This window comes from Nocardioides solisilvae (assembly GCF_003194625.1).
Classification (GTDB): Bacteria; Actinomycetota; Actinomycetes; order Propionibacteriales; family Nocardioidaceae; genus Nocardioides; species Nocardioides solisilvae.
This window is the reverse complement of the sequence record NZ_QHKX01000002.1, coordinates 163,343-185,935: the sequence shown is the minus strand read 5'-3', so window position 1 is coordinate 185,935 and position 22,593 is coordinate 163,343. Positions and strand designations below refer to the sequence as shown.

The 22,593-nt window shown below is 73.9% G+C and carries 20 protein-coding genes; 18 read left to right on the top strand and 2 right to left on the bottom strand.

Going from position 1 to position 22,593, the window contains the following annotated elements; translation table 11 throughout:
* Window positions 1-11: 11 nt before the first annotated feature.
* The 6 genes from hisD to hisF are packed head-to-tail and all read left to right on the top strand — an operon-like array spanning window position 12 to window position 5,262.
* Window positions 12-1,307, top strand: a complete 1,296-nt coding sequence (gene hisD, locus DNK53_RS06855) for a histidinol dehydrogenase (protein ID WP_110181581.1) — start codon at window positions 12-14, stop codon at window positions 1,305-1,307.
* Window positions 1,304-2,410 carry a histidinol-phosphate transaminase gene (locus tag DNK53_RS06850; RefSeq protein WP_110181580.1) on the top strand — a complete coding sequence of 369 codons (1,107 nt, stop codon included), beginning with the start codon at window positions 1,304-1,306 and terminating at the stop codon, window positions 2,408-2,410. The genes hisD and DNK53_RS06850 overlap by 4 nt, the downstream gene beginning before the upstream one ends.
* Window positions 2,407-3,039, top strand: a complete 633-nt coding sequence (gene hisB, locus DNK53_RS06845) for an imidazoleglycerol-phosphate dehydratase HisB (protein ID WP_110181579.1) — start codon at window positions 2,407-2,409, stop codon at window positions 3,037-3,039. The genes DNK53_RS06850 and hisB overlap by 4 nt, the downstream gene beginning before the upstream one ends.
* Window positions 3,036-3,689, top strand: coding sequence for an imidazole glycerol phosphate synthase subunit HisH (gene hisH / locus DNK53_RS06840; protein WP_110181578.1), 654 nt, complete (start codon window positions 3,036-3,038; stop codon window positions 3,687-3,689). The genes hisB and hisH overlap by 4 nt, the downstream gene beginning before the upstream one ends.
* Window positions 3,690-3,748: 59 nt before the next feature.
* Window positions 3,749-4,486 (top strand): bifunctional 1-(5-phosphoribosyl)-5-((5-phosphoribosylamino)methylideneamino)imidazole-4-carboxamide isomerase/phosphoribosylanthranilate isomerase PriA, encoded by a 738-nt coding sequence (gene priA, locus DNK53_RS06835; protein ID WP_110181577.1) that lies wholly within the window; start codon window positions 3,749-3,751, stop codon window positions 4,484-4,486.
* A complete protein-coding gene (gene hisF / locus DNK53_RS06830; RefSeq protein ID WP_110181576.1) occupies window positions 4,483-5,262 on the top strand; it encodes an imidazole glycerol phosphate synthase subunit HisF in 780 nt (259 codons plus the stop codon). Before priA ends, hisF begins: the two co-directional genes overlap by 4 nt.
* On the opposite strand, the gene DNK53_RS06825 is transcribed toward hisF, so the two are convergent.
* Together DNK53_RS06825 and DNK53_RS06820 are read right to left on the bottom strand one after the other, a co-directional pair.
* On the bottom strand, window positions 5,259-5,876 hold the full coding sequence (locus DNK53_RS06825) for a TIGR03085 family metal-binding protein (protein ID WP_110181575.1): 618 nt from the start codon (window positions 5,874-5,876) through the stop codon (window positions 5,259-5,261). The two genes, hisF and DNK53_RS06825, sit on opposite strands and share 4 nt — an antisense overlap.
* A gap of 25 nt (window positions 5,877-5,901) precedes the next feature.
* The gene (locus tag DNK53_RS06820; protein ID WP_110181574.1) at window positions 5,902-6,981 is read right to left on the bottom strand and encodes an acetamidase/formamidase family protein; all 1,080 of its coding nucleotides are present in this window, start codon (window positions 6,979-6,981) and stop codon (window positions 5,902-5,904) included.
* A gap of 170 nt (window positions 6,982-7,151) precedes the next feature.
* Here DNK53_RS06820 and DNK53_RS06815 point away from each other — a divergent pair, with 170 nt between their 5' ends.
* From DNK53_RS06815 to DNK53_RS06760, 12 genes are all read left to right on the top strand, one after another.
* Entirely contained in the window at window positions 7,152-8,957 is a 1,806-nt protein-coding gene (locus tag DNK53_RS06815) for an ABC transporter ATP-binding protein (RefSeq protein WP_110181573.1), read from the top strand.
* Window positions 8,954-10,768: an ABC transporter ATP-binding protein gene (locus tag DNK53_RS06810; protein ID WP_110181572.1), complete on the top strand. Its 1,815-nt coding sequence runs from the start codon at window positions 8,954-8,956 to the stop codon at window positions 10,766-10,768. The genes DNK53_RS06815 and DNK53_RS06810 overlap by 4 nt, the downstream gene beginning before the upstream one ends.
* A 16-nt stretch (window positions 10,769-10,784) precedes the next feature.
* The gene (gene hisI / locus DNK53_RS06805) at window positions 10,785-11,141 is read left to right on the top strand and encodes a phosphoribosyl-AMP cyclohydrolase (RefSeq protein WP_110181571.1); all 357 of its coding nucleotides are present in this window, start codon (window positions 10,785-10,787) and stop codon (window positions 11,139-11,141) included.
* Entirely contained in the window at window positions 11,134-11,748 is a 615-nt protein-coding gene (locus tag DNK53_RS06800) for a Trp biosynthesis-associated membrane protein (protein ID WP_110181570.1), read from the top strand. The genes hisI and DNK53_RS06800 overlap by 8 nt, the downstream gene beginning before the upstream one ends.
* Window positions 11,749-11,804: 56 nt before the next feature.
* A complete protein-coding gene (locus DNK53_RS06795) occupies window positions 11,805-12,005 on the top strand; it encodes an HGxxPAAW family protein (RefSeq protein WP_110181569.1) in 201 nt (66 codons plus the stop codon).
* 60 nt (window positions 12,006-12,065) lie between these two features.
* Complete coding sequence (trpC, locus tag DNK53_RS06790) at window positions 12,066-12,848, top strand: indole-3-glycerol phosphate synthase TrpC (RefSeq protein WP_110181568.1); 783 nt, start codon at window positions 12,066-12,068, stop codon at window positions 12,846-12,848.
* Complete coding sequence (gene trpB, locus DNK53_RS06785) at window positions 12,845-14,083, top strand: tryptophan synthase subunit beta (RefSeq protein WP_110181567.1); 1,239 nt, start codon at window positions 12,845-12,847, stop codon at window positions 14,081-14,083. Before trpC ends, trpB begins: the two co-directional genes overlap by 4 nt.
* Window positions 14,080-14,892, top strand: coding sequence for a tryptophan synthase subunit alpha (gene trpA / locus DNK53_RS06780; RefSeq protein WP_110181566.1), 813 nt, complete (start codon window positions 14,080-14,082; stop codon window positions 14,890-14,892). The genes trpB and trpA overlap by 4 nt, the downstream gene beginning before the upstream one ends.
* Window positions 14,889-15,509, top strand: a complete 621-nt coding sequence (locus tag DNK53_RS06775) for an SCO family protein (protein WP_110181565.1) — start codon at window positions 14,889-14,891, stop codon at window positions 15,507-15,509. Before trpA ends, DNK53_RS06775 begins: the two co-directional genes overlap by 4 nt.
* Window positions 15,506-16,423 (top strand): prolipoprotein diacylglyceryl transferase, encoded by a 918-nt coding sequence (lgt, locus tag DNK53_RS06770; RefSeq protein ID WP_110181564.1) that lies wholly within the window; start codon window positions 15,506-15,508, stop codon window positions 16,421-16,423. Before DNK53_RS06775 ends, lgt begins: the two co-directional genes overlap by 4 nt.
* Window positions 16,424-16,543: 120 nt before the next feature.
* Window positions 16,544-21,073, top strand: a complete 4,530-nt coding sequence (gltB, locus tag DNK53_RS06765; protein WP_420846488.1) for a glutamate synthase large subunit — start codon at window positions 16,544-16,546, stop codon at window positions 21,071-21,073.
* Complete coding sequence (locus tag DNK53_RS06760; protein WP_110181562.1) at window positions 21,066-22,526, top strand: glutamate synthase subunit beta; 1,461 nt, start codon at window positions 21,066-21,068, stop codon at window positions 22,524-22,526. The genes gltB and DNK53_RS06760 overlap by 8 nt, the downstream gene beginning before the upstream one ends.
* The last annotated feature ends 67 nt before the right edge of the window (window positions 22,527-22,593 follow it).

Below are 22,593 nucleotides of genomic sequence, written 5' to 3'. Positions count from 1 at the left end.
CACTTGTCCCCATGATCCGCCGCCTCGACCTCCGGGACGCCGACGCGTCCCTCGACTACCGCGCCGCGGTGCCGCGCGCCGAGTTCGACGTCGAGTCCGCGGTCCATGTGGTGCGACCCCTCTGCGAGGACGTCCGGGTCCGGGGCATCGAGGCGGTCCTCGAGCTGACCGAGCGGTTCGACGGGGTGCGGCTGAACGACGTCCGCGTGCCGATGGAGGCGCTCGGCGCCGCCCTGGAGGCGCTCGACCCCGCCGTCCGCGCCGCGCTCGAGGAGTCCGTGCGCCGGCTGCGGGCCACCTGCGAGGCCGAGCTCGAGGACGACGTCGTCACCGAGCTGGGCCCCGGTGCCGTGGTCACCCACCGCAAGGTCCCGGTGGACCGGGTGGGGCTCTACGTCCCCGGCGGCCTGGCCCCCCTGGTCTCCTCGGTGGTGATGAACGTCGTCCCGGCCCAGGTCGCCGGCGTCGGCTCCATCGCCCTGACCAGCCCGCCCCAGAAGCACAACGGCGGCCTGCCCGAGTCGACCATCCTGGCCGCCTGCGCCCTGCTCGGCGTGGACGAGGTCTACGCCGTCGGCGGCGCCCAGGCGATCGCGATGCTCGCCCACGGAGCCGGTCCCTGCGCTAAGGTCGACCTCGTCACGGGCCCCGGCAACATCTGGACGGTCGCGGCGAAGCGGCTGCTCAAGGGCGTCGTGGGGATCGACTCCGAGGCCGGCCCCACCGAGATCGCGATCCTCGCCGACGACACCGCCGACGCCGCGCACGTGGCCGCCGACCTGGTCTCGCAGGCGGAGCACGACCCCATGGCGGCCTCCGTGCTGGTCACCGACTCCGAGCGGCTCGCCGCCGAGGTCGAGGCCGAGCTGGACAAGCAGGTCTCGGCGACCCGCCACGTCGAGCGGGTCCGCACGGCCCTGACGGGGGAGCAGTCGGGCATCGTCCTGGTCCGCGACGTCGAGCAGGGCCTGGCGGTGGTCAACGCCTACGCCGCCGAGCACCTCGAGATCCACACCGCCGACGCCTCCGCCGTCGCCGCCCGGGTCCGCAACGCCGGTGCCGTCTTCGTCGGCACCTGGGCGCCCGTCTCCCTGGGCGACTACTGCGCGGGCTCCAACCACGTCCTGCCCACGGCGGGCTGCGCCTGCCACTCCTCCGGGCTCTCGGTCCGCGCGTTCACCCGGTCGGTGCACGTCGTCGACTACACCCGCGAGGCGCTCGAGGCGGTCGCCGACCACGTGGTCACCCTGGCCGAGGCGGAGGACCTTCCGGGCCACGGCGAGGCCGTGAAGGTCCGTCTCCGGTGACCTTCCCGCCGCTGCGCGAGGACCTGGTCGGACTGGAGCCCTACGGCGCCCCGCAGGTCGACGTCCCCGTCCAGCTCAACGTCAACGAGAACCCCTACCCGCCGTCGGAGGCGGTGGTGGCCGACGTGGCCGCCTCCGTGGCCGCGGCGACGGCTACCCTCAACCGCTACCCCGACCGGGAGTTCGTGGAGCTCCGCCGGGCGCTGGCCGACTACCTCAACTCCTCCGGCGGCTCCGGCATCACGCCCGACCAGGTGTGGGCGGCCAACGGCTCCAACGAGGTGATGCTGCAGCTGCTGCAGGCCTTCGGCGGTCCCGGCCGCTGTGCGCTCAGCTTCGCCCCGACGTACGCGATGTACCCCGAGTACGCCCGCGACTCGGTGACCGCCTGGGTGCAGGGCCGGCGCGCCGAGGACTTCAGCGTCGACCTCGACGCCGCCCGCGAGCTGGTGCTGGAGCACCGCCCCTCGGTCGTGCTGCTCCCGTCGCCGAACAACCCCACCGGGACCGCGCTGCCGCCCGAGGCGGTGACGGTCCTGTGCGAGGCGGCCGGCGACGGGCTGGTGGTGGTCGACGAGGCGTACGGCGAGTTCCGCCGCGCCGGCACCCCCAGCGCGCTGGAGCTGCTGCCCCGGCACCGCAACCTCGTCGTCACCCGCACCATGAGCAAGGCGTTCGCGCTCGCGGGGGCGCGGGTGGGCTACTTCGCCGCGGCGCGCGAGATCTGCGACGCGGTCCGGGTCGTGCGGCTGCCCTACCACCTCTCCGCGGTCACCCAGGCGACGGCCCTGGCGGCCCTGCGGCACGCCGACGAGCTGCTCGGCCGCGTGGACGACCTGCGCCGCGAGCGCGACCTGCTGGTCGACTGGCTCCGGGCACGGGGGCACCAGGTTGCCGAGAGCGACGCCAACTTCGTCTACTTCGGCCGGTTCGACGACCGGCACGCGGTCTGGCAGGGCCTGCTGGACGCCGGCGTGCTGATCCGGGAGGTCGGCCCCGACGGCTGGCTGCGGGTCTCGGTCGGGACGCCGCAGGAGATGGCAGCATTCAAGGAAGCCCTGGTGGACGTCACCACCCGGGGCGCGAGCGAGGAGCAGGGATGAGCGAGCAGCAGGTCGGTGGACGTCGTCGGACCGCGGTGGTCGACCGCGAGACCCGGGAGACCAAGGTCCACCTCGAGCTCGACCTCGACGGCTCGGGCCGCACCGACGTGCACACCGGCGTCGGCTTCTACGACCACATGCTGACCGCCCTGGGCCGGCACGCCCTGGTCGACCTCACCGTCCGGGTCGACGGGGACACCCACATCGACGCCCACCACACGGTCGAGGACACGGCCATCGCCTTCGGTGACGCCCTGCGCAGCGCCCTGGGGGACAAGGTCGGCATCCGCCGCTTCGGTGACGCGACCGTGCCGCTCGACGAGGCGCTGGTCCAGGCGGTCGTCGACGTCTCCGGCCGGCCGTACTGCGTCCACGACGGCGAGCCCGAGGGCCAGCAGTACGTCCAGATCGGCGGCACCGGCGCGCCGTACGTCGGGTCGCTGACCCGCCACGTCTTCGAGTCGATCGCGCACCACGCCCACATGGCGATCCACGTGCGGGTGCTCGGCGGCCGGGACCCGCACCACATCGTGGAGACCCAGTTCAAGGCCTTCGCCCGGGCGCTGCGCGACGCCGTGGCGATCGACCCGCGCGAGACCGGGGTGCCCTCGACGAAGGGTGCCCTGTGACGACGGGGGACCCGGTCCGACGCCCCACGGTCGCCGTCCTCGACTACGGCTCGGGCAACCTGCGCTCGGCGGTCCGGGCGATGGAGCGGACCGGGGCCGAGGTCGTCCTCACCGCCGACCGCGAGGTCGCGGAGGGCGCCGACGGGCTCGTCGTGCCCGGCGTCGGCGCCTTCGCCGCCTGCATGGCCGGGCTCCGGGCCGTCCGCGGCCACGAGATCATCGGTCGCCGGCTGGCCGGCGGCCGGCCCGTGCTCGGCATCTGCGTCGGCATGCAGGTCCTCTTCGCCAAGGGCATCGAGCACGGAGTCGAGACCGAGGGGTGCGACGAGTGGCCCGGGGTGGTCGAGCGGCTGCAGGCGCCGGTGGTGCCGCACATGGGCTGGAACACCGTCGAGGTGCCCGGGGGGAGCGCCCTCTTCGAGGGCCTCCGCGACGAGCGCTTCTACTTCGTCCACTCCTACGGGGTCCGTCGCTGGGAGCTGGTCACCAACGACCGGACCCGCGCCCCCCTGGTCACCTGGGCCGAGCACGGCGGTGACCGCTTCGTCGCGGCCGTGGAGAACGGCCCCCTCACCGCCACCCAGTTCCACCCCGAGAAGTCGGGCGACGCGGGCGCCGCACTGCTGCGCAACTGGGTCGCCACCCTCTGACCGAGCCCGTCCCGTCCCCTCCCGCCCGGCCAGGGCGGCCCGTCACCAGGAGTCACACCGTGCCCGACCACCTCGAGCTGCTCCCCGCCGTCGACATCGCCGGGGGTCAGGCCGTCCAGCTCGTCCAGGGGGTGGCCGGCTCCGAGAAGCGGTTCGGCGACCCGGTCGAGGCCGCGCTGCGCTGGCAGGAGGCCGGCGCCGAGTGGCTGCACCTCGTCGACCTCGACGCGGCGTTCGGGCGCGGGCACAACCGCGAGCTGCAGGCCGAGATCGTCGGCCGCCTCGACATCAGGGTCGAGATGAGCGGCGGGATCCGCGACGACGAGTCGCTGGAGGCCGCCATGGCCGCCGGGTGCCGCCGGGTCAACATCGGCACCGCCGCCCTCGAGCAGCCCGAGTGGTGCGCCCGCGCGATCGCCACCCACGGCGACCGGGTCGCGATCGGCCTGGACGTGCGCGGCACCACGCTGGCGGCCCGGGGGTGGACCCGCGACGGCGGCGACCTCTTCGAAGTCCTCGAGCGACTCGACTCCGAGGGCTGCGCCCGCTACGTCGTCACCGACGTCAACAAGGACGGCATGCTCCAGGGGCCCAACCTCGACCTGCTGCGCACCGTCTGCGCGCGCACCGACCGCCCGGTCGTGGCCTCGGGCGGGGTGACCGAGCTGGCCGACCTCGAGGCGCTCGCCGCGCTCGTCCCCGACGGTGTGGAGGGCGCGATCATCGGCACCGCGCTGTACGAGGGCCGGTTCACCCTCGAGGAGGCGCTCGCCCTGACCCTGCCGCGCACGTCGTGAGCCTCGCCGTACGGGTGATCCCGTGCCTGGACGTCGACGGCGGCCGGGTGGTCAAGGGGGTCAACTTCCAGGAGCTGCGCGACGCGGGCGACCCCGTCGAGCTGGCCAGAGCCTACGACGCCCAGGGCGCCGACGAGCTCACCTTCCTCGACATCTCGGCCTCGCACGAGGGGCGGGCGACCACCCTCGAGGTGGTCTCCCGCACCGCCGAGCAGGTCTTCATCCCGCTCACCGTCGGAGGGGGCGTCTCGTCGGTGGCCGACGTCGACCGGCTGCTGCGGGCCGGTGCCGACAAGATCGCGGTGAACACCGCCGCCATCCGTCGTCCCGAGCTCGTCGCCGAGATCGCCGACCGGTTCGGCAGCCAGGTGCTCGTGCTGTCCGTCGACGCCCGGCGGGCCGCCGGGACCCCCTCGGGCTTCGAGGTGACCACCCACGGCGGCCGCCGGTCCGCCGGTCTCGACGCACTCGAGTGGGCGGCCCGCGCGGCCGAGCTGGGGGCGGGCGAGATCCTGCTCAACGCGATGGACGCCGACGGCACCCGGGACGGCTTCGACCTCGACCTGGTCGCGGCGGTGCGCCGCGCGGTCTCGGTGCCGGTGATCGCCAGCGGTGGAGCGGGACGGCTCGAGCACTTCGCCCCCGCGGTGGCCGCGGGCGCGGACGCGGTCCTCGCCGCCACGGTCTTCCACTTCGGCACCATGACCGTCCCCGAGGTGAAGGACGCGCTCGCCGCTGCCGGCCACCCGGTGCGGCGGCAGCCCGTCCGGTCCTAGGCCCCGTCGAACGCCGCGCGGAAGCGGCGCACTAACTCCTCTGGGCCGTCGACGGCGACGTCGCGGGTCGGTCGGCCGAAGAGGAGCAGGAGCAGCTCCGAGGGCCTGCCGGTGAGGACGACCGGCTCCGCTCCCCGGCGCAGCACGGCTCGCCGGCCGTCCCCCGTGGCGGCCACCACGGGGACCCCGGCGGGCCGGACGAGGGCGAGCCCGGCCAGGCGCAGCTGCGACCAGAGGGTCGACTCGTCCGCTGCGGCCAGCTCGCGGGGCGCCCACCCGGGCCGTGCCCGGCGCAGGTCCTCGTGGTGGACGAAGAGCTCGACGGTGTTCATGGCACGGTCCAGTGGCCCCGGCAGCCACGGGGGCGGGGTGCGCAGCGTGGTCACCGACTCCGAGAGGGGCCGGCTCCGGTGCCGGGCCATCGCACGCTCCACCAGGCCGTGCAGCGGGGGCACGACCTGGCCGATCCCGGTCGCCGAGCGCTCGCGGACCAGCAGGTGGGCCACGAGGTCGCCGGTGTCCCACCCCTCACAGCAGGTGGGGGCGTCGGGCCCGAGCGCGAGGGCCGTGTCGCAGAGGGCGGCGCGCTCCCGGCGCGCGAGCGAGTCGGTCATGCGTCCCAGCGTAGGGAGGGCACGGTCAGGGCAGGTGGGCGAAGTCGGCCTTGCGGATCCGGGCGTGCACCCCCTTCACCAGGTCGACCACCTGGGAGATGTTGAAGTCCGTGGCGGCCGACAGGTAGGCGTACGCGTGCCGGCGGTCCATCCCGAACCGCGCCGCGAGCAGCGCGACGGCCGCCCGGACGCAGTCCTGCACCGCCACGTCGAGGTCCGGGTCGAGCCCGGTCGGGACCAGCAGGTCGGTGGTCTCCGCCAGGGGACCGGCCAGCTCCCCGAAGGCCGTCACCGCCTCCTCCCGGGGCACGACGTCGAAGCGCAGCCGGACCCGCAGCGAGGCCTCCATCGCCGTGAGCGCCACCTCGCCGTCGCCCTGGGCGAAGTGGGGGTCGCCGACGTAGGCCAGCGCCCCGTCCACCAGGACGGGGAGGTGGAGGGTGGAGCCGGCCGTGAGCAGGTTGATGTCGAGGTTCCCGCCGTGACGTCCGGGTGGGACCGAGTGGGGCCGCTCGCCGCCGGGGACGGCGACCCCCATGATCCCGAGGAACGGGCGCAGCTCGAAGGTGACCTCGGAGGCGCTGCCGGGCGCCAGCCGCATCCGGCCGCGCCCGTCCTCGCCGACGGTGGCGAAGACGCTGAAGACCTCGTCGCCCCCGCAGGGGAACTCCTCCGGCAGCGCGCCGCGTCCGTGCCGGTTGGAGACCACGCCGTAGGGCACCCGGGGCACCGTCTCGACCACCCTGACCGAGAGCAGGTCGCCGACCCGGGCACCGCGGACCAGGACCGGGCCGGTGGTGACGTGCGGGCCGTCCACGCCGAAGGTGCGCGGGTGGTCGGAGGCCGCCAGCGCGACGGCGTCGTCCAGCACCCCGGGGGCGCCGGCCGCCTCGAAGAACCTCCTGGGGTCCCGGCCCTGGTCCTCCAGCAGGCCCTCGTGGCTGAGCGTGTCGACCACCACCTCGTCGCCGGCGTCCACGCGGAGCACCGGGGCGTCCGTGGCACAGGGCAGCCGCCCCCACACGACGTGCTCGGGGGAGGAGGGCAGGTACGTCGCGCCGGCGGGCAGCGCGTCTCCCGGCTGGAGGATGGGCGGCGTGGTCACGCGGGGAGGCTAGGCGGCGCGTGTTACGACGGCGTGACGGACGCCGACGCGCCGGCGACGCGGCTGTCGGTGGCCGGGAATAGCGTGGGGGCGCGCCGGGGTTGGCGCAGGGAGCCGGGTGCCCGTCACGCCCTCGGTCGACGGTCGAGCGACGAGGAGGCACACGCGCGGTGGAGGAGAAGGAGACGTTTCGGGCCTCGACCACCCGGGAGGGGTTCGCGGTTCTGGGGGTGGCCATCCGCCGGGAGCCGCTGATCTTCGCGCTCTCCACCCTGGGCAGCGTCCTGTTCGCCGTGCTGACCGTGGCCGACGCGTGGGTGCTCGGCTGGGCGACCGACCACGTGGTCATCCCCGCCTTCACCGACGGGGAGATCGGCATCGGCCTGCTGTGGGCGGTGGTCGGGCTCTTCACGGGCGTCGCGCTGCTGCGCGCGGTCGGCATCGTGGCCCGACGCCTCGGGGCGGGCCTCATGCAGTACCGGATGCAGGCGCACACCCGCCGGGCGGTCACCCGCCAGTACCTCGCGCTCCCGCTCTCCTGGCACCAGCGGCACCCGACCGGCCAGCTGCTCTCCAACGCCTACTCCGACGTCGAGGCGGCGTGGGGTCCGATCGCGCCGCTGCCCATGGCGCTGGGCACCGTCGTGATGATGGTGATCGCCGTCGTGCAGATGCTCCTCGCCGACGTGGTGATGGCCGGAGTCGGCCTGCTCGTCTTCCCGGCCGTCGTGGGCGCCAACCTGGTCTACCAGCGCCTCTCCTCGCCCCTGATGACCAAGGCGCAGGGCCTGCGCGCCGAGCTGAGCGAGATCGCGCACGAGTCCTTCGACGGCGCCACGGTGGTCAAGACGCTGGGCCGGGAGGCGGAGGAGACCGAGCGGTTCCGGCTGAAGGCCCACGAGCTGCGCGACGTCGTGACCCGCGCGGGCCGGGTCCGGGCCGTCTTCGACCCGGTGCTCGCGGCGCTGCCCAACCTCGGCGTGCTCGTCGTGCTGGCCGTCGGGGTCTCGCGGGTCCTCTCGGGGGCGACCGACGCCGGCGACGTGGTCACCGTCGCCTACCTGCTCACCATCGTGGCGTTCCCGATCCGCGCCATCGGCTGGCTCCTGGGCGAGTTCCCCCGCAGCGTGGTGGGGTTCCGCCGCACCCGGGCGGTGCTGCGGGCGACCGGCAGCATGCCGTACGGCGACCGCGAGCTCCCGGCGTCCACGCGCGGGGCCCACCTCGAGGTGGAGGGCGTGGGCTACGCCTACGAGGACGCCGAGCCCGTGCTGGGCGAGGTGACCTTCGACGTCGAGCCCGGTCGGACCGTGGCCGTCGTCGGGCCCACCGCCTCGGGCAAGAGCACGCTGACCTCGCTGCTGGCGCGGCTCCTGGACCCCGACCGGGGCCGGGTGCTGCTGGACGGCACCGATGTGCGCGAGCTGCGCCGGGGCGCCCTCGCCGGGGCGCTGGCCCTGGTGCCGCAGACGGCGTTCATGTTCGACGACACGGTCCGGGGCAACATCACCCTCGGCGCGGACGTCCCCGACGACGAGGTGTGGGCGGCGCTGCGGACCGCGCAGGCCGACGGCTTCGTCGCCGCGCTGCCGCACGGCCTGGACACGCAGCTGGGGGAGCGTGGCACCTCGCTCTCGGGCGGGCAGCGCCAGCGGGTCTCGCTCGCCCGTGCCCTGGTCCGCCGGCCCCGGCTCCTGGTGCTCGACGACGCCACCTCCGCGGTCGACCCCGAGGTGGAGGCGCGGATCCTCGCCTCCCTGCGCGACGCCGGGGCGGAGACGACCCTGGTCGTCGTCGCCTACCGGAAGGCCACCATCGGCCTCGCCGACGAGGTGGTCCACCTCGACGGGGGCCGGGTGGTCGACCGCGGCACGCACGCCGAGCTGCTGCGCCGCAACCCGGACTACGCCCGTCTGGTCAACGCCTACGAGGACGACGTCGACGGCGCCGAGCGGCACGTGGAGGAGCGGGCATGAGCACGACGACGAGGCAGCAACCGACCTCGGGGACGACGGTCACGACCGGCGAGGAGATCGGGGCGATGGCCACGATCCGCCGCGGGATCGCGATCTCGCCCGAGCTGGTCCAGGGCATCAGGGTGACCTTCGTGCTGGCCGTCCTGGCCTCCCTGGGCCAGGTGATCGTGCCGGTGGCCGTGCAGCAGACGCTCGACCGCGGGCTGAACGGGCCCGACGGGCCGGACGTCTCGTTCGTCGTCTGGATGGGCGTCGTCTCGGCCGTCGGGGTCGCGCTGACCGCCGGCGCCTCCTACCTGATGACCAGCCGGCTCTTCACCGCCGCCGAGCGCGGGCTGGCGACGCTCCGGGTCAAGGCGTTCCGCCACGTGCACGACCTGCCGGTGCTGACCCAGAACACCGAGCGCCGAGGGGCGCTGGTCTCGCGCGTCACCACCGACGTCGACCAGGTCAGCCAGTTCCTCGTCTTCGGGGGGCTGATCCTGGTGGTGAGCGTCGGCCAGGTCCTCGTCGCGACCGTGATCATGGTCGTCTACAGCTGGCAGCTGGCCCTGGTGGTCTGGCTCTGCTTCGCCCCCCTCTTCGGCTCCATCCGCTACTTCCAGCGCAAGCTGTCCGAGGCGTACGGCGTGGTGCGCCGCCACGTCGGCACCCTGCTCTCGGCGATCGCGGAGCCCGTCGTGGGCGCCTCCGTGGTCCGGGCCCACGCGGTCGAGGACCGCACCCAGGCCCGGATCGACCACGCGATCGACGACTTCAAGGCGGCGAGCCTGAAGGCGCAGACCTACACGGTCGTCTCGTTCTCCCTCGGCGGCATCTCCGCGGGCCTGGCCAACGCCGGGGTGCTGGTGGTCGGCGTCCTCCTCGGCATCACCGGGGAGATGACGGCCGGCGAGGTCCTCGCCTTCGCCTTCCTCGTGACGCTCTTCGTGGGTCCGGTCCAGATGGGCACCCAGATCCTCACCGACGCCCAGAACGCCATCGCGAGCTGGCGCCGGGTGATCGGGATCCTCGAGACGCCCGCCGACCTGGTCGACCCGGGGGAGGCGGGGCAGGTGCTGCCCCGCGGTCCCGTGGACGTGCGGTTCGACGGCGTGACCTTCGCCTACCCCGGCGGACCGCCGGTGCTCCACGGGGTGGGCCTCGAGATCGCCGCCGGCACCCGGGTCGCCATCGTGGGGGAGACGGGCTCGGGCAAGTCCACCTTCGCCAAGCTGCTCACCCGGCTGATGGACCCGACCGAGGGGGCGGTGCTGCTCGACGGGGTCGACGTCCGCGACGTGCGGGCCGACAGCCTGCGCCGCAGTGTGGTCCTGGTCCCGCAGGAGGGCTTCCTCTTCGACGACACCGTCGCGGCCAACGTCCGGTACGGGCGGCTCGACGCCACCGACGAGGAGATCCTGGCGTCGGCCCGCGAGCTGGGCCTCGCGGACTGGGTGGCGGGTCTCCCCGAGGGGCTCGCGACCCGCGTGGGCCAGCGCGGCGAGTCCCTCTCGGCCGGCGAGCGCCAGCTGGTCGCCCTCCTCCGCGCGCACCTGGCCGATCCCGACCTGCTGGTCCTCGACGAGGCCACCAGCGCGGTCGACCCCGAGCTCGAGATGCGGATCGGACGGGCCCTGGAGCGCCTGATGACGGGCCGCACCTCGGTGACCATCGCCCACCGGCTCTCGACCGCCGAGCAGGCCGACGAGGTGGTGGTGGTGGACCGCGGCCGCGTCGTGCAGCGCGGCCCGCACGCCGAGCTCGTGGGCCAGGCGGGCTCGACCTACGCGGGGCTGCACGCCTCCTGGGTCGCGCAGCACGGGCGCTGAGCGGATACTGGACGTCGTGACCACCCTGGACCCTGCCGTCGCCGACCGACTCAAGCGCACCGCCGAGGGGCTCGTCCCGGCCGTGGTGCAGCAGCACGACACGGGGGAGGTCCTCATGCTCGGCTGGATGGACGACGAGGCGCTCGCCCGCACCCTGGCGACGGGTCGGGCCACCTACTGGTCCCGCAGCCGGCGGGAGTACTGGGTCAAGGGCGAGACCTCGGGCCACCGGCAGTGGGTGCGGGAGGTCCGTCTCGACTGCGACAAGGACACCCTGCTCGTCAAGGTCGAGCAGGAGGGGGGCGCCTGCCACACCGGCGACCGCACCTGCTTCGACGCCGACCTCCTCTGGGCGGGACCGTCGCGTGGCTGACCGCACCTTCGGCCCGGCCGTGCTGGCCGGGCTCGCCGGCGGAGGCCTCTCGGCGGTCGCGGGCAGCCGCGACTGGGTGCGCCTGGAGGCCTCCTCGGGCGAGGACGCGGCCGCCCGGGTCTTCTGGGAGGGTGCGCCGGGGCTGGCCCAGATGCCGCTGGCGGCCGCGCTCGGGCTGGTCGTGCTCGCCTGCTGGGGCGTCCTCCTCGTCAGCCGCGGCCGGCTGCGCCGAGCCGTGGCGGGGCTCGCCCTGGTCGCCTCCGTGGGTCTGCTCGCCACCTGGGTGGTCGCGCTGCTGACGCTCCCCGACGACGTGGCCGACCGGCTCGCCGCGGCGGGGTTCCCCGCGGGCGCGCTGGAGCGCACCGGGTGGTGGTGGGCGGCGCTCCCGGCGGCGCTGCTGGCCGTCGCGGCGGCGGCGGTGGCGCTCGTGCGCGTCCCCTCGTGGCCGGCGATGGGGTCCCGCTACGACTCGCCGTCCGGGCCTGCGGACGCCGCTCGCGCAGCGGGGACGGACGCCGGCACGCCCGCGGCGGAGCAGGACCCCACCGACCTCTGGCGCGCCCTCGACGAGGGCCGGGACCCGACCCGCGACCCCGCTCCCTGACCGGCCCCCTAGAATGGCCGCGACCCCGCCCCCCGCTGACCTTGGAGCGCACCAGCATGGCTGACAACCACGGCAACACCCCTGCAGCATGGACCGCGGTGTCGGTCGCGTTCGTGGGCTTCGTGATCGGCAGCATCGCGCTCATGCTCGACCCCGTCAGCCTGGTCCTCTTCTGGGTGGGCGCCGTCCTGGCCCTCGTCGCCCTCCCGCTCTTCCTGGTGATGGACAAGATGGGCTACCACCAGTCCAGCCACTGAGCCTCCGGGCCGGGCGGCCCGCCGCCCGCCGCGGAGCACCCCACAGAAGTGAGTGAACCCGTGTCCGTTCTCGACGACATCGTCGCCGGGGTCCGGGAGGATCTGGCCCGTCGCGAGGCCGAGGTGCCGCTGCGCGACCTCCGGGCCGCGCTGGCCGACGTCGACCCCGCCCGCGACCCGATGCCTCACTTCCGGGCCCCCGGGTCCAGCGTGATCGCCGAGGTGAAGCGCCGCAGCCCGAGCAAGGGCGACCTGGCCGACATCCCCGACCCGGCCGCGCTGGCGACCGCCTACGCCCGCGGCGGGGCCGCCGCGATCTCGGTGCTCACCGAGGAGCGCCGTTTCGGCGGGTCGCTGGCCGACCTGCGCGCCGTGCGGGCCGCCGTCGACGTGCCGCTGCTCCGCAAGGACTTCATCGTCGAGCCCTACCAGCTCGTCGAGGCCCGCGCCGCCGGGGCCGACCTCGCCCTCCTCATCGTCGCGGCCCTGGACGACGACCGGCTGCGGCTGCTCCACGACACCGCCCGCGAGCTGGGACTCACCGTCCTGGTGGAGGTGCACGACGAGGAGGAGACGCGGCGCGCGGTCGACCTCGGCGCGGAGCTGGTCGGCGTCAACGCCCGCAACCTCAAGACGCTCGCGGTCGACCCCGCCACCTTCGGCCGGCTCGCCCCGCTGGTCCCCGACGACCGCGTCAAGGTGGCCGAGTCGGGGATCGACGACGCGGCCGCCGTGGCCGGGTTCGTGGCGCAGGGGGCCCGGGCGGTGCTGGTGGGCGAGGCGCTGGTGCGCGACGGCGACCCCGAGCAGGCCGTCCGCTCGATGACGGGAGTGACGGCATGACCACCACCGGCAGCGGTGCCTTCGACGCCGACGAGCGCGGCTTCTTCGGCGACTTCGGGGGCCGCTTCATGCCCGAGGCGCTGATCGCCGCCCTCGACGAGCTCGACGGGGCCTGGCGCGAGGCGATGGCCGACCCCGGTTTCGTCGCCGACTTCGAGAAGATCCTGGCGGAGTACGCCGGGACCCCGAGCCGGCTGTACCACGCCGAGCGGCTCTCCCGGCAGGTCGGCGCCAAGGTCCTGCTCAAGCGCGAGGACCTCAACCACACGGGCGCCCACAAGATCCGCAACGTGCTCGGGCAGGCCCTGCTCACGCGGCGGATGGGCAAGACCCGGGTGATCGCGGAGACCGGGGCGGGCCAGCACGGCGTGGCCAGCGCCACGGCCGCCGCCTACTTCGGACTGGACTGCACCGTCTACATGGGTGCCGTCGACACCCGCCGCCAGGCCCTCAACGTGGCGCGGATGCAGCTGCTCGGCGCGACCGTCGTGCCGGTGGACTCGGGCAGCGCCACCCTCAAGGACGCGATCAACGAGGCCCTGCGGGACTGGGTCGCGAGCGTCGACCACACGGCGTACCTCTTCGGCACCGCCGCGGGGCCGCACCCGTTCCCGAGCATGGTGCGCGAGTTCTGCCGGGGGATCGGCGACGAGGCCAGGTCACAGTGCCTGGAGCAGCACGGCCGGCTCCCCGACGCCGTCGCCGCCTGCGTCGGCGGCGGCTCCAACGCGATCGGCATCTTCACCGCGTTCCTCGACGACCCCGAGGTGGAGCTGCTCGGCTTCGAGCCCGGGGGCGACGGGGTGGAGACCGGGCGCCACGCGGCGACGATCCACGCCGGCGCGAGCGGGGTGCTGCACGGCGCCCGCACGTTCGTGCTGCAGGACGAGGACGGCCAGACCGTGGAGTCGCACTCCATCTCGGCCGGCCTCGACTACCCGGGCGTCGGCCCCCAGCACGCGCACTTGGCCCGGGTCGGACGCGCCTCCTACCAGCCCGTCACCGACACCGAGGCGATGGAGGCCATGGCCCTGCTGAGCCGCACGGAGGGGATCATCCCGGCGATCGAGAGCGCCCACGCGCTCGCCGGCGCGCTGCGCGAGGTCCCGGCGCTGCTCGAGCGCCACGGGCCCGAGGCGACCGTGCTGGTCAACCTCTCGGGGCGAGGCGACAAGGACATGGGCACGGCGATCGAGTGGTTCGGCCTCGGCCGGGCCGAGGGGGAGGCCCCGTGACCACCCGGACGGCGTTCGACCGCGCCCGCAGCGAGGGCCGGGCCGCCCTCGTGGGCTACCTGCCCGCCGGCTTCCCCGACGTCGACGGCTCGGTCGCCGCGCTACGGGTGATGGTCGACTCCGGCTGCGACGTCATCGAGATCGGGCTGCCCTACAGCGACCCGGTGATGGACGGCCCCACCATCCAGGCGGCCGCCCAGCGGGCCCTCGACGGCGGCACCCGCACCCGTGACGTGCTGCGGGTCGTGGAGGCGACCGCCGCCACGGGCGTCCCGACGGTGGTGATGACCTACTGGAACCCGGTCGAGCGCTACGGGGTCGACCGGTTCGCCGCCGACCTCGCGTCGGCCGGGGGAGTCGGGCTGATCACGCCCGACCTCACGCCCGACAGCGCCGACGAGTGGCTCGCCGCCGCCGACGCCCGCGAGCTCGACAAGGTCTTCCTCGTCGCGCCGAGCTCCACCGACGAGCGGATCGCGATGACCACCTCGCACTGCCGCGGCTTCGTCTACGCGACGGCGGTCATGGGGGTGACGGGGGCGCGGAGCACCACCAGCGAGCTCGCCCAGCCCCTGGTGGCGCGCACGAAGAAGGCCACCGACCTCCCCGTGGGGGTCGGCCTCGGGGTGAGCAACGGCGACCAGGCGGCGGAGATCGCCGGCTACGCCGACGGCGTGATCGTCGGCTCCGCCTTCGTCCGGGTCCTGCAGCAGCACGAGGGCGACCTCGGGGCCGGCCTGCGGGCGCTCGGCTCGCTCACCGAGGAGCTCGCCGCCGGGGTGCGCCGGCCCGTCGGGACCGCCCGATGACCCTCCGCCGCCTGGCCGCGCTGCCCGTCGCCCTGCTGCTGCTCCTGCTGGTCGCGTGCGGCGGCAGCGAGGACGCCGGGTCGCCCTCGCTCGACGGCGACGGGCTGCACGGCACCGCGCTCGACGAGCCGTACGACGTCCCCGACGCCGCGCTCGTCGACACCGAGGGGGCGGCGTACTCGCTGGCCGACGCCGACGCCGACCTGACCCTGGTCTTCTTCGGCTACACCCACTGCCCCGACGTCTGCGGCCTCGTCATGTCGACGATCGCCAGTGCGCTGGTGCGCCTCGACGAGGCGGACCGGGAGCGCGTCGACGTGGTCTTCGTGACCACGGACCCCGCCCGCGACGACGCCCGCACCCTGCGCGCCTACCTCGACGGCTACGGCTCCGGCTTCACCGGCGTGACCGGCGAGCTGCCCACCATCGTCGCCGCGGCCCGCGAGCTGGCCGTCTTCGTGGAGAAGGGCGAGGAGCTGCCCGGCGGTGGCTACGAGGTGACCCACAGCGACCCGGTCCTCGGCCTCGAGCCCGGGGCCGGCGCCACCACCGTGTGGTCCGCGGACACCTCCTCCCAGCAGCTCGCCGAGGACCTCGGGGAGATCCTGTCGCGATGACGTCCTCCCTGCTGCAGGTCACCGTGCTCGCGATCCCCAGCCCGGCCGAGGGCGTGTGGTACCTCGGACCTCTGCCGCTGCGCGGCTACGCGCTGTCGATCATCCTCGGCATCGTCGCGGCCGTCTGGATCGGGGAACGCCGCTGGGTGGCCCGCGGGGGCACCTACGGAGAGGTCCAGGACCTCGCCGTCTGGGCGGTGCCCTTCGGCCTGGTCGGCGGGCGGCTCTACCACGTGGCCACCGACTGGGAGCGCTACTTCGGCGCCGACGGGGACCCGTGGGCGGCGCTGCAGATCTGGCGTGGCGGTCTCGGCATCTGGGGGGCGATCGCGCTCGGGGCCGTCGGGGTGGTGATCGGCGCCCGCCGCCGGCAGATCCGGCTCGCCCCCATGCTGGACGCCCTGGCGCCCGGCGTGCTGGTCGCGCAGGCCCTCGGCCGCTGGGGCAACTGGTTCAACCAGGAGCTCTACGGTCGGCCCACCGACCTGCCGTGGGGCCTGGAGATCGACCTCGAGCACCGCGTCCCCCAGTACAGCGGCACCGAGGACGCCGACCTCCTCTTCCACCCGACGTTCCTCTACGAGTCCCTCTGGGCGCTGGCAGCGTTCGTCGTCGTGGTCTGGGCGGACCGGCGCTTCCGGCTCGGCCACGGCCGGGTGCTCGCGCTCTACGTGATGGCCTACACCGCCGGCCGCGGCTGGATCGAGACGCTCCGGATCGACGACGTGCAGCTCGCCGACGTCGCCGGGATGCGCCTCAACGTCTGGACCTCGCTGGTCCTCTTCGTGGCCGCCCTGGCCTGCTTCGTGGTCTCGGCCCGCCGGCACCCGGGCCGAGAGTCCGAGGTCTACACCGACGGGCGCCCGTCGGACCCGGCCCTCGGCAGCACCGCCGACGTGGAAGCGCGTGACTGAGGACTGTTTCCGGATGGTAAAGTCGGTCCTCGCGCTGGCCAACGTCGTCCCGTGCTCGCACCACGCCTTGCCAGTTCGCCCGTAGTCCCAGGCTCGGGCGCAGACGACGGGAGGATGCCCATGCATGCATTCCCTCCGCCCCAAGGGCTCTACGACCCCGCGCACGAGCACGACGCGTGCGGTGTGGCGTTCGTGGCGACCCTGACCGGCGTTGCCAGTCACGACATCGTTGCCCAGGCGCTCACCGCGCTGCGCAACCTCGACCACCGCGGCGCCGCGGGCGCCGAGACCAACTCCGGCGACGGCGCCGGCATCCTGATGCAGGTGCCCGACGCCTTCCTACGCGAGGTGGTCGACTTCGACCTGCCCGTGCAGCACGGCTACGCGGTCGGCACCGCCTTCATCCCGGGCGACCCCGGCGAGGTCGCCAAGGCCCGCCAGCGGATCGAGGAGATCGCCGCCGAGGAGGAGCTGCAGGTCCTCGGCTGGCGCGAGGTCCCCGTCGAGCCGAGCATCCTGGGCGCCACCGCCCGCAGCGTGATGCCGGCGTTCAGCCAGCTCTTCGTCGCCGCCCGCGGCGCCCGCCGCACCGGCATGGCGCTGGAGCGGATGGCGTTCTGCCTGCGCAAGCGCGCCGAGCGGGAGACCGGGGTCTACTTCCCCTCCCTCTCCGCGCGCACCCTGGCCTATAAGGGCATGCTCACCACCGACCAGCTGGACCACTTCTTCCCCGACCTGCGCGACGAGCGCGTCGCGTCGGCGATGGCGGTCGTGCACTCCCGGTTCTCCACCAACACGTTCCCGAGCTGGCCGCTGGCGCACCCGTTCCGGTTCATCGCCCACAACGGCGAGATCAACACCGTGATGGGCAACCGCAACTGGATGCGGGCCCGCGAGGCGCTGCTCTCCTCCGACCTGATCCCCGGCGACCTCGAGCGGCTCTTCCCGATCTGCACGCCCGGCGCGTCGGACTCGGCCTCCTTCGATGAGGTGCTCGAGCTGCTCCACCTCGGTGGGCGGTCCCTGCCGCACTCGGTGCTGATGATGATCCCCGAGGCGTGGGAGAACCACACCGAGATGGACGCGAAGCGGCGCGCGTTCTACGAGTTCCACTCCACGCTGATGGAGCCCTGGGACGGACCGGCCTGCGTCGTCTTCACCGACGGCACGCAGATCGGCGCCGTGCTGGACCGCAACGGCCTGCGGCCCTCCCGCTACTGGGTGACCGAGGACGGCCTGGTCGTCCTGGCCTCCGAGGTCGGCGTGCTCGACCTCGACCCGGCCACGGTGGTCCGCAAGGGCCGCCTGCAGCCGGGCCGGATGTTCCTGGTGGACACCGCCGAGCACCGGATCGTCGAGGACGAGGAGATCAAGGGCGAGCTGGCCGCGGAGCAGCCCTACGACGAGTGGCTGCACGCCGGCCTCATCAACCTCGGCGACATCCCCGAGCGCGAGCACGTCGTGCACACCCACGCGTCCGTGACCCGGCGCCAGCAGGTCTTCGGCTACACCGAGGAGGAGCTGCGCGTCCTGCTCACCCCGATGGCCAACACGGGGGCCGAGCCGATCGGCTCGATGGGCACCGACACCCCGATCGCCGCCCTCTCGGAGAAGCCCCGGCTGCTCTTCGACTACTTCGCCCAGCTCTTCGCGCAGGTGACCAACCCGCCGCTGGACGCGATCCGCGAGGAGCTCGTCACCTCCCTCTACGGCACCGTCGGCCCCGAGGCCAACCTGCTGGAGCCGACCCCCGCGTCGTGCCGCCAGGTGGTGATCCCCTTCCCGGTGATCAGCAACGACGACCTCGCCAAGCTGCGGCACATCAACCGCGACGGCGACATGCCTGGGTTCATCACCCACGTCTCCCGCGGCCTCTACGAGGTCGACGGCGGGGGCGCGGCGCTGGCCCGGCGCCTCGACGAGATCTGCCGCGAGGTGTCGGAGGCGATCGCGCAGGGGGCCCGGATCATCGTCCTCTCCGACCGGCACTCCACCGCCGAGCTCGCGCCGATCCCGTCGCTGCTGATGACGGCCGCCGTCCACCACCACCTGGTCCGCGAGAAGACCCGGACGCAGGTGGGCCTGGTCATCGAGGCCGCCGACGTGCGGGAGGTCCACCACGTGGCCCTCCTCATGGGCTACGGCGCCGCCGCCGTCAACCCGTACCTGGCGATGGAGTCCGTCGAGGACCTCGCGCGGGAGGGGTACTACGTCAAGGCGGAGCCTGAGCAGGCCGTGAAGAACCTCGTGAAGGCGCTCGGCAAGGGCGTCCTCAAGGTGATGTCCAAGATGGGCGTCTCGACGGTCGCCTCCTACACGGGTGCCCAGATCTTCGAGGCCGTGGGGCTCTCCCAGGAGGTGGTCGACCGCTACTTCACCGGCACCACCTCCAAGCTGGGTGGCATCGGCCTCGACACGATCGCCGAGGAGGTCGCGCGGCGGCACGCCACGGCGTACCCGCGGGGCGGCATCGCGCCCGGGCGTCGCGAGCTCTCCACCGGCGGCGAGTACCAGTGGCGCCGCGACGGGGAGCCGCACCTCTTCGACCCCGAGACCGTCTTCCGGCTCCAGCACTCCACCCGCAGCGGTCGCTACGACCTGTTCAAGCAGTACACCAGCCGCGTCGACGAGCAGTCGGCCCGCCTGATGACCCTGCGGGGGCTCTTCCGGCTGCGCTCCGACCGCCCGCAGGTACCGCTGGAGGAGGTCGAGCCGGTCTCGGAGATCGTCAAGCGGTTCTCCACGGGCGCGATGTCCTACGGCTCGATCAGCCAGGAGGCCCACGAGACCCTCGCGGTCGCCATGAACCGGCTGGGCGGCAAGTCCAACACCGGTGAGGGCGGCGAGGACCCCGACCGCCTGTACGACCCCGAGCGGCGCAGCTCCATCAAGCAGGTCGCGAGCGGCCGGTTCGGCGTCACCTCGGAGTACCTCACCAACGCCGACGACATCCAGATCAAGATGGCGCAGGGCGCGAAGCCCGGCGAGGGCGGCCAGCTGCCCGGCCACAAGGTCTACCCCTGGGTGGCGAAGACCCGGCACTCCACGCCCGGCGTGGGCCTGATCTCGCCGCCTCCGCACCACGACATCTACTCGATCGAGGACCTGGCCCAGCTGATCCACGACCTGAAGAACGCGAACCCGGCTGCCCGGGTGCACGTGAAGCTGGTCGCGGAGGTCGGCGTCGGGACGGTCGCCGCGGGCGTCTCCAAGGCGCACGCCGACGTCGTGCTGGTCTCCGGCCACGACGGCGGCACCGGCGCGTCGCCGCTCACCTCGCTCAAGCACGCGGGCGGACCCTGGGAGCTGGGGCTCGCCGAGACCCAGCAGACGCTGCTCCTCAACGGGCTGCGCGACCGGATCGTCGTGCAGGCCGACGGGCAGCTCAAGACCGGTCGAGACGTGGTCATCGCCGCCCTGCTGGGCGCCGAGGAGTACGGCTTCGCGACCGCCCCGCTGGTGGTCTCGGGCTGCATCATGATGCGGGTCTGCCACCTCGACACCTGCCCGGTCGGCGTCGCCACCCAGAACCCGGTGCTGCGCGAGCGCTTCACGGGCAGGCCGGAGTTCGTCGTCAACTTCTTCGAGTACGTCGCCGAGGAGGTGCGCGAGCTCCTCGCCGAGCTCGGCTTCCGCACCCTGGACGAGGCGATCGGCCACGTCGAGGCGCTGGACGTCGCCGACGCCGTCGAGCACTGGAAGGCCTCCGGGCTGGACCTGTCGCCGATCCTGCACCAGGTCCAGGTGCAGGAGCAGTTCGCCGACCAGGACCTGCGCTGCACCAAGACCCAGGACCACGGGCTCGACAAGGCGCTGGACAACCGGCTGATCGAGATCGCGCGACCGGCGCTGGAGTCCGGGGAGCCGGTCCGCGCCCAGGTCGAGGTCCGCAACGTCAACCGCACGGTCGGCACCATGCTCGGCCACGAGGTCACCAAGCGGTACCGCGGGGAGGGCCTGCCCGACGGCACCATCGACCTGACCTTCACGGGCTCGGCCGGGCAGTCCTTCGGGGCCTTCGTCCCGCGCGGGATGACCCTGAGGCTGGAGGGCGACGCCAACGACTACGTCGGCAAGGGCCTCTCCGGTGGCCGGATCGTCGTCCGCCCGGACCGGGCGGCCGCCTTCGACGCCTCCCAGCAGGTCATCGCGGGCAACACGATCGGCTACGGCGCCACGTCGGGCTCGATCTTCCTGCGCGGACAGGCGGGGGAGCGGTTCTGCGTGCGCAACTCGGGCGCCACCGCCGTGGTCGAGGGCGTGGGCGACCACGGCTGCGAGTACATGACGGGGGGCCGGGTCGTCGTGCTCGGCCCGACCGGCCGCAACTTCGCCGCCGGGATGTCGGGCGGCTACGCCTTCGTGCTGGACCTCGACGAGGGGCGGGTCAACCGCGAGCTCGTCGAGCTCGCCCCGGTCACCGGCGACTCCGTCGCCGAGCTGGAGGCGATCCTGCGCGACCACCTCGAGGAGACGGGGTCCACCGTGGCCGCCGGGCTGCTCGCGGAGTGGCCGCAGGCCGTCGCCCGCTTCACCGAGGTGATGCCGAGCGACTACAAGCGGGTCCTCGAGGCCCGTGCCGAGGCCCTCGAGGAGGGCCTGGACGACGACGAGGCCGCAGCGCGGATCATGGAGGTGCTTCATGGCTGACCCCAAGGGCTTTCTCAAGCACGGCCGCCAGGTCGCGACCCGCAGGGTCGTGGAGGAGCGGGTCAAGGACTGGGACGAGGTCTACCCCGACGGCATCGGCCGCGCGCTGCTGCCGATCATCAACACCCAGGCCAGCCGCTGCATGGACTGCGGCATCCCGTTCTGCCACCAGGGCTGCCCGCTGGGCAACCTCATCCCGGAGTGGAACGACCTGGTCTGGCGCGACGACTGGGACGGCGCGATGGACCGGCTCCACGCGACCAACAACTTCCCGGAGTTCACCGGGCGGCTGTGCCCGGCGCCCTGCGAGACCGCCTGCGTCCTGGGCATCAACCAGGACCCGGTGACGATCAAGAACGTCGAGGTCTCGATCATCGACCGCGCCTGGGACTCCGGCTACGTCCGGCCCCAGCCGCCGGAGTGGCTCTCGGGCCGCACCGTCGCGGTCGTCGGCTCGGGTCCCGCCGGCCTCGCCGCCGCCCAGCAGCTCACCCGCGCGGGTCACACCGTGGCGGTCTACGAGCGCGACGACAAGGCCGGGGGCCTGCTCCGCTACGGCATCCCCGAGTTCAAGATGGAGAAGAAGCACGTCGACCGGCGGCTGGACCAGATGCGCCGGGAGGGCACCATCTTCCGCACCGGCGTGGAGGTCGGCACGGGCAACCTCACCGGCGCGAAGCTCATGGAGCGGTACGACGCCGTCGTGCTGGCGACCGGCTCCACGCTCGCCCGCGACCTGCCGGTCCCCGGCCGGGAGCTGGCCGGCATCCACCAGGCGATGGAGTTCCTGCCGCAGGCCAACCGGGTCGCGCTGGGCGAGGAGCTGCCCGAGCAGGTCCGCGCCGACGGCAGGCACGTGGTCATCATCGGCGGCGGCGACACGGGCGCGGACTGCCTCGGCACCTCGATCCGCCAGGGCGCGGCGAGCGTGACCCAGCTGGAGATCCTCGCCCAGCCCCCGGTCGACCGACCCGACGGGCAGCCCTGGCCGACCTACCCGATGACCTTCCGGGTCTCCTCGGCCCACGAGGAGGGCGGCGACCGGGTCTACGCGGTCTCCACCCAGGAGTTCCTCGGGGACGCCGACGGACGGGTGCGGGCCCTGCGCGTCGTCGAGGTGGACAGCAGCTTCGCCCCGATCGAGGGCACCGAGCGGGAGATCCCGGCGGACCTCGTCCTGCTCGCCATGGGGTTCACCGGTCCCGCGACCGAGGGGCTCGTGGAGCAGCTCGGGCTCGAGCTGGACGCCCGGGGCAACGTGGCACGCGACGACCGCTACGCGACCTCCCGCAAGGGTGTCTTCGTGGCCGGCGACGCCGGCCGCGGCCAGTCGCTGATCGTCTGGGCGATCGCCGAGGGTCGGGCCGCCGCGGCGGCCGTGGACGAGTTCCTCACCGGCTCCACCGCGCTGCCGGTGCCGATCCCGCCCACCGCACGGCCGCTCGTCGTCTGACTGCGACCGCCGCACACACCCGCCGCACGCGCACGAGCCGCACGACCCGCACGCCCCGGACCGGCAC